General features: G+C 57.1%; 9 protein-coding genes. 4 read left to right on the top strand and 5 right to left on the bottom strand.

Annotation, left to right across the window (positions count from 1 at the left end):
• Position 1: 1 nt before the first annotated feature.
• The 4 genes from AC0L2C_RS04205 to AC0L2C_RS04220 form a co-directional block, all read right to left on the bottom strand.
• A complete protein-coding gene (locus AC0L2C_RS04205; protein WP_473522774.1) occupies positions 2–277 on the bottom strand; it encodes a hypothetical protein in 276 nt (91 codons plus the stop codon).
• A 101-nt stretch (positions 278–378) separates the two neighbouring features.
• The gene (locus AC0L2C_RS04210; RefSeq protein ID WP_473522775.1) at positions 379–666 is read right to left on the bottom strand and encodes a DUF6894 family protein; all 288 of its coding nucleotides are present in this window, start codon (positions 664–666) and stop codon (positions 379–381) included.
• A gap of 15 nt (positions 667–681) precedes the next feature.
• The gene (locus tag AC0L2C_RS04215) at positions 682–1440 is read right to left on the bottom strand and encodes a Crp/Fnr family transcriptional regulator (RefSeq protein WP_473522776.1); all 759 of its coding nucleotides are present in this window, start codon (positions 1438–1440) and stop codon (positions 682–684) included.
• A gap of 613 nt (positions 1441–2053) precedes the next feature.
• On the bottom strand, positions 2054–2287 hold the full coding sequence (locus tag AC0L2C_RS04220; RefSeq protein WP_473522777.1) for a hypothetical protein: 234 nt from the start codon (positions 2285–2287) through the stop codon (positions 2054–2056).
• Positions 2288–3196: 909 nt separating this feature from the next.
• On the opposite strand from AC0L2C_RS04220, the gene AC0L2C_RS04225 reads away from it, so the two are divergent.
• Both AC0L2C_RS04225 and AC0L2C_RS04230 read left to right on the top strand, forming a co-directional pair.
• The gene (locus AC0L2C_RS04225) at positions 3197–3496 is read left to right on the top strand and encodes a DUF1236 domain-containing protein (protein ID WP_473522778.1); all 300 of its coding nucleotides are present in this window, start codon (positions 3197–3199) and stop codon (positions 3494–3496) included.
• A 27-nt stretch (positions 3497–3523) separates the two neighbouring features.
• Positions 3524–3796 carry a hypothetical protein gene (locus tag AC0L2C_RS04230; RefSeq protein WP_473522779.1) on the top strand — a complete coding sequence of 91 codons (273 nt, stop codon included), beginning with the start codon at positions 3524–3526 and terminating at the stop codon, positions 3794–3796.
• A 326-nt stretch (positions 3797–4122) separates the two neighbouring features.
• On the opposite strand, the gene AC0L2C_RS04235 is transcribed toward AC0L2C_RS04230, so the two are convergent.
• Entirely contained in the window at positions 4123–4269 is a 147-nt protein-coding gene (locus tag AC0L2C_RS04235; RefSeq protein WP_473522780.1) for a hypothetical protein, read from the bottom strand.
• A 354-nt stretch (positions 4270–4623) separates the two neighbouring features.
• Here AC0L2C_RS04235 and AC0L2C_RS04240 point away from each other — a divergent pair, with 354 nt between their 5' ends.
• Positions 4624–4923, top strand: a complete 300-nt coding sequence (locus tag AC0L2C_RS04240; protein WP_473522781.1) for a DUF982 domain-containing protein — start codon at positions 4624–4626, stop codon at positions 4921–4923.
• Positions 4924–5152: 229 nt separating this feature from the next.
• Complete coding sequence (locus tag AC0L2C_RS04245; RefSeq protein WP_473522799.1) at positions 5153–5992, top strand: ATP-dependent DNA ligase; 840 nt, start codon at positions 5153–5155, stop codon at positions 5990–5992.
• Positions 5993–6255 lie beyond the last annotated feature (263 nt).

The raw sequence follows: 6255 nt of genomic DNA on the forward strand, positions 1-6255 counted from the left end.
TTTAACTCACAGGCTGCAGCGCCTGGTGCTCCGGCTCCGCATGGGGAAGCACCTGGCCAAGATCGCGCATGTCGAAATCCTGCCCCCATATGGGGCAGTGTTCGAAATGCTCCACCTCGGGCTTGATTGGCTGGTCGTGGTCCTTGCCTCGATATCCCGTGCCTTCGTTGTTGGTCCGGTATCTCTTCCGCTCCCGCAATGCCCTCGCGGCTTCTATGAGGGCTGACCGATCGTTGCCCTTGGCCTTGATGAGCTCGCAGACCTGCTCGATTGTCATACCCATTCTCGCGAGCGAAATATTCCACTTCGTAATCGTCGTCGGCGGACACGCGATTGCGATCGCGCAAGTCTCGCTTGCATGTCGTTCTCCTGGTCAGATCAACCGCGACGTCGAGGTTCATCTTTGTTGGATGTCGGCGAGACGGCATTTACCTCAAGCGGTTCGATCACCAGGGACAGGGTAAGCCTCAGAACCTTTCTGCCACTCTCGTCCCTTATATCCATGATGAGTTGCTGCCCATCGGGACCTTTCAGTTCGTCCTTTGCCAGCTCAGTCAATCCTTCGACGGCTGCATTGCGCGCTGCCTCAATCCCCTCGCATTCCAGACCCGTGTTGTCTTCCACGAGATGCTGGTGATCGCCGCTATCAAAGAAATATCTTGGCATATCGGCTTTCCGGCATCAGAATGCCACGTCGGGGTCCTTCAGGTGCAGGTAAGTCGGATCGAATTCCCCTGCCTGAACCAAACCCGGCCAATCGAGAGCACGCAACTTTGTACCTGACGTGGCGATCAGCCTGTCACCTCGTAGCGCCTGAAGCGTGCGGTTCACGTGAACCGCGGACAAACCCACCGCATCACCCAATGCTGCCTGGGTGATCGGTAAATCCGCGACGTGGTCCTCAATGCGTCCTGCAAACCGCAACCGCACAATGAGTTCGCATAACATGTGGGCCGTACGCGCGTAGGCGTCCCGTCTCCCGACGTTGGTGACCCATTCCCGGTAGATCGCAGCGTCAATCAGGGTCGATCGCCAGAACGCGGTTGCAACACGCGGGCGCTGTTCGCAAATCGAGCGAAGAGCGCTGTGGCGGATTAAGCCCAATCTCACGGGCGTCATGCTCGAGAAGCTGCAATCCATGACTGCCAGATGGATGCCGTGCAGATCCGGGAGATCGCCTGCGACAAAGAAGCTGGTGATCTGCCGCTTTCCCGCACCAGTGTGCTTGTATGAGCATGCCACGCCGTCCAAGACGACAAATGAGTTGGTTGGTCGATCGCCTTCTATGACGATTTCCCTGTTAGCCGGAACATCCTTCTCCTGAATCGTGAGGCCTCCTAAGGCTGCGGCGTCATCATCGCTGATGTCAGCGACGCGACGCAGCTTGCGGATGAGCACGTCCGAGGAGAAAGCTGGACACAAGGACTTGGTTACCTCCATGGGCGTCACCTGCCGAACTTGCATTCGCCGCAAACGTTCCACGCTGCTGATGCCGGATAAGAGGTGGACACGCCCGGGATGAAGTTGCGCATCTAGCGTCTGCATTCGCCATGGGGGTCAGCCACGTTGAGGGAGCCGCCGAGGAACTCATGGCGTGGGACACAAAGGGGCCGAGGTGGACGAAAGCGGTCCAATCATGCGTTGACGCTTTCAGGGCAGAGTTTCTCCCCAAGAGGTCCCTGAAGCCTTTGAGGCGGCGGCCAAGGAGGCGAGCGTATATCTCTCGCCTGAGTAGGAGGTATCATGGCAACCCTTTGGTTTCACCCTCCGGTCAACATCGAGACCGACCGACCTGGGCTGACATACGGCTGCAATAACGTCGAGGTTGCCGCTGCGGAATTCATGAAGTGGACCAAGCGGGGACCTAAGTGGAAAAAGGCAGTTAAGGCCTGCATGGCGTCCATGAGGGCGAGGGCACAGCCGACGACGTAAGGAAGGCCTTCGAGGCTGCTGCCGAGGAGGAGGGGTTGCTACGCTCCTCAAATTGAGGCCGGCATTCCGCTTGCCATACGCGCGTCATCTATGATCGCCCAGAACGACCAAAGAAACCATTCTAACGCTTGCGGCCAGGAGCAGAGATGCGTTTCTTGCTGCCCCATCCATGTCCGGGACGTGCGCCATGCGATTTGGCAATAGCTTGCGAGTTCAGGCTCGTGCCAAGCAACAGGGCAATAGATGGAGGTGTTACAACAGCAAAACGCCCGGCATTCTTCAGAAATTCACGACGTGCCTGTTCTTCCGGGACAAGTTTATCTGTCTTTCCTTTCGAAGACTTCCCGCTCTTCATCGAATGTACTCCTTGGCCAGTGAACAACTATAATGCCATAAGCTGACATGTACGACTCGTGAAGACAACGCGCCATCAAGATACAATTCAGGAAATTAAGTATTACTACACTTTTGACCCGAGATCCCTCAAGGAGGATGCTAGTGGCGCGGCGTCCAAGTCGAGCGGACCCCGTCGGCCGAAGCCATCGCCTATTGGTTCTACCTCGGCTCAGGTCGGCCGCTACCGTGCGATTTTTCTACGGGACGGCCCGATAGCAGTTCGGGGTGACTATCGGGCCGCCGCGCCTAGCCAGTGGGGGGCGTTGGGGTCGCCGGCTGGGCGAACTATATGCCGCTACATGCATCATTGCTAACTGAGTAAAATGGTCATGGTCCGTTCTCCTAGCCATCAAATCGGATGAGCCTAGACTCGAACCTGTGCGCAAACGAGTGACTGCCGGTGCTGGCCGGCTAGAGTTCATTCCTCCGATGATGCCGACCTTGCGGGACAGCGTTCTTTTCTGCAGACCACCCGCCACAATGGAGGAATGGCGGGTGGTCCACTTATCAGCGCAGGAAGGGACTTTGCTGCGCAGATCTCAAGTTTGGCCCCTAGCTAATGATGATTCCTATCGCCAGGAATGTGATCGATACCGCGAACACCGGAGCGAGTAACCAGCGAGCTTGGTGGACACTATTCTCCATGGTCTCCTCCTATGAGCACGTGGAAAGCAACGAGTGGCCGGCAGTCGCGGTTCCGGGCTGCACCCCGTCCTCGTCCTTTGCGATCAGCAATGTCAGACTTAGGTCCTACCTTTGAGGGGACCGAAGCCCAATCAAGGAACATTTGCGGCCGCCCCGAGGTTGGATGGGGTTGGCGCGAAGACGACTTCGTGCAGCGCAACCGAACTCACGCAAGGAGGCAATTATGAGCATGCGTCTTTCAACTGTCGCCGCGGGATTTCTGCTGCTGGCGGGTATAGGCGCCGCTGTTGCTCAGGACGTAGTCATCGCGCCTGAACAGGAGACGGTCATCAGGGAATATGTGAAGAAACAGCCGCTCGCCTCGGTGAAAATCCCTGGAGTAGAACTCAATATCGGCTCAACGCTGCCCGATACGGTCGAGCTTCATGAAGTTCCCGACACCAAATACAGTTACGTGGTGGTCGACAACCGGACCGCTGTCGTTGATCCAGGCACCCGCAAGATCATCAAAATCATCGAATGAGCTAAGCGACTGGGAGGACAGCCCGCCGTGCCGAAAGGTGTGGCGGGCTGCAAGCAAGGGAGGAATGTGATCACCATGTCGAACCGTGAGACTGGAGCGTCCCCGGCGTTGCGAATGCGCGTGGCTTACCTCAGCGAGAGGATGCGCGGCGCCCGGATTACCGAGAGTGAACTGAAGACCTTTCGAAAGGTCGCAGCCGTCATGGAGGACGGCAAGGGCAGAATCCCTGCCGATGATTTGATTGCCGTATCCTTTGTCGTCGAGCTGGACAACCAACCCGGCTTCAATCTTCCAGAGTGACGCGCTGCAATGTCCCTGTCTCCCAGCCTGTTCTCTGTTGGTCTGACTTTCCAATGCCCGCAGTGCAACTTCACCGTCGTCAAGAACGGCAGCTGGTTTCAGGTCGTTTCCCATTACAAGTGCGAGGGATGCGGACGCGAGATCCGGATTACCTATCCCGACAAGATTGCAATCTTCCAGAAGCACGCGCACTTGGCCACGACCCCGCCAGGAGCCGCGGAACCACGTTCCGTTCACTCTGGCTAATATAAGCTTGCCGCTAGAATCGAATTAGTGCGTAAAATTGGAAGTTACTGGCGCTAATCGGGACATCTCAGATCCCATACCTAGATCCCATACACCAGGGCAATGAAGACCACCGGTGCAAGGATCAGGAAGATCGCCATTACTATAATGACGGCAAGGGCCAGGTTCTCTGTTCGCCTGACAAGGGCAGCGACCTCGTCGTCGCTCGACGAAACGAGATCAACCACCGAGAAATCTGTTGGGCTAGGGGTTTGATTGTCGTTTGCGGGTCGCCCTGCGACCTCATCGACGTTCTGTCTGCTTTGGATAAGGGTCACAGCTCTCTCCGCAGTTAGGGAGTGATTTCGGGTGCCCGCTGTTCAGGGGCAAACCGCGGGCACCCGGTGAACCACCGATGAAGGGACTTTGCTCGGCGGCCCAATATCAATGCAATGGTAATGTCCTGGTTGCCGGCCCTCAGCCCTATGTCCATGACGCAGGGACTTCAGTCTTACCGCTTGTCGACCATAGCCAGCGGCGGAACCGAGTGCTGCCCGTCCCGTTTGCCGGCCAATGATAATTCAGAGGTAGGAAAGGTAGCCATGGCTGGCGATCCAACCGTTCTTAACTCAGGCGAAAATGGCGGCGGCACCCTCATGGGTATTCATTGGTTTCACCCTCCGGTCTACATCGGAACCGACCGACCTGGGTTCACCTACGTATGTACCAATGCCGAGGGTGCCGCGGCGGAACTCATGAAGTGGACCAAGCGGGGACCTAAGTGGAAGGAGGCCATCGAGGCCTGCGTCGCTCTCATTAAAGGCGAGTGCACGCCCGACGATGTAAGAAAGGCGTTCGAGGCCGCTGCCGAGGAGGAGGGGTTGCTGCGCTCCACTCATTAAGTGCGAGCGGCCCGACAGCCCCTCAAGGATCACGAGAAGCCGCCGGGCCTGACCGGCTGGGGTTTGGGGCGGCACGCCGGCTAGTTCTACCATAAGGCTCTCATGCATCATTGCTAATTTAGTAAAATGGTCACGTTCCGTTCCCCTGGCTGTCAAATCGGATGAGCCTAGAGTCAATTTGGTGGTTAAACGAGTGAGTGCCGGCGGCCGGCTTGAGTTCATTCCTCCGATGATGCCGACCTTGGTAGCCAAGCCACCCCAAGGCGATGACTGGATGCATGAAGCCAAATTCGACGGCTACCGCTCCCAGATCATCATCGACGCCGACGGTGTGCGGATCTTCACTCGCCGCGGACTAGACTGGACATCGAAGTACCGCGATCTGGCCGAGGCAGCCAAAGGTCTCAACGTAGAGAACACCATCATCGACGGCGAAGTCGTCATCTTGAATGAGGCTGGCCTTTCTGATTTTGCCGCGTTGCGCAAGGCAATCACCAGGCGCCAGCACGACCTCTATTTCGTCACGTTCGATCTGCTGCATCTCAATGGCCACGACTTGCGCGACATGGCACTTGAGGATCGCCGGGAAATCCTGGCCGGCCTAATAGGGTCCGACAGCCGCATCCAGTTCAGTGAGACAATGCCAGGCGAGGCTGATGCGATCTATCATCTGATCGACACGGCCGGCCTGGAGGGGATGGTATCGAAGCGTCGGGACAGCAAATATCGCAGCGGCCCGACCACCAATTGGCTGAAAACCAAGTCCTTCACCGAAAGCGAGTTCGAGCTCCTTGGCGTCGAACGCGAGAGGGGTAAGCCGGCGTTTGCCCTGATGGCCGAGCCAGGCACCCGGAAGTATGTCGGCAGCGCGTTTGTCAGCGTCAATCGCGAGATGCGGGAGCGGCTTTGGAAACATGTCCAGGAACATGCCGGGCCACCGCCCAAGGAAATGCCAAAGCGGCCGGCAACACAGTGGGTTAAGCCGGGAATTAAAGCCCGCGTGAAGCACCTCAGGGGCGAGGACGATCTTCGCCATGCCTCACTGCAGGATTTTTGGGAGGAAGAATGACCGGGAATTCCGCCTCCGTTTGCGGGAGTGTTCGACACGGTGAGCGAAAACTCTTCGGTCAACTATCTTGCATTAGAAACTTGGAACTTAAGTGAGGCAGAAAACTTGTTGGCCGTGGACAAAAGAACGATGGCGACAATCCTCCTGAATGGTTTCCGGGCAACCTGCCCGAGGGCCCTATGATCCTGACCTGCCACGGGTAATTTCCTCCATCTGAGATTAGAGTCCGGCCTCGATTGAAGGACGGACTGATGAAGAGAAAG

Source organism: Mesorhizobium sp. WSM4845 (assembly GCF_055811455.1).

Bases quoted from the DNA above. Each gene is read 5' to 3' on its own strand.
- AC0L2C_RS04210 (WP_473522775.1), bottom strand. From the start codon at position 666: ATGCCAAGATATTTCTTTGATAGCGGCGATCACCAGCATCTCGTGGAA.
- AC0L2C_RS04205 (WP_473522774.1), bottom strand. From the start codon at position 277: ATGACAATCGAGCAGGTCTGCGAGCTCATCAAGGCCAAGGGCAACGAT.
- AC0L2C_RS04225 (WP_473522778.1), top strand. From the start codon at position 3,197: ATGAGCATGCGTCTTTCAACTGTCGCCGCGGGATTTCTGCTGCTGGCG.
- AC0L2C_RS04215 (WP_473522776.1), bottom strand. From the start codon at position 1,440: ATGGAGGTAACCAAGTCCTTGTGTCCAGCTTTCTCCTCGGACGTGCTC.
- AC0L2C_RS04220 (WP_473522777.1), bottom strand. From the start codon at position 2,287: ATGAAGAGCGGGAAGTCTTCGAAAGGAAAGACAGATAAACTTGTCCCG.
- AC0L2C_RS04245 (WP_473522799.1), top strand. From the start codon at position 5,153: ATGATGCCGACCTTGGTAGCCAAGCCACCCCAAGGCGATGACTGGATG.
- AC0L2C_RS04240 (WP_473522781.1), top strand. From the start codon at position 4,624: ATGGCTGGCGATCCAACCGTTCTTAACTCAGGCGAAAATGGCGGCGGC.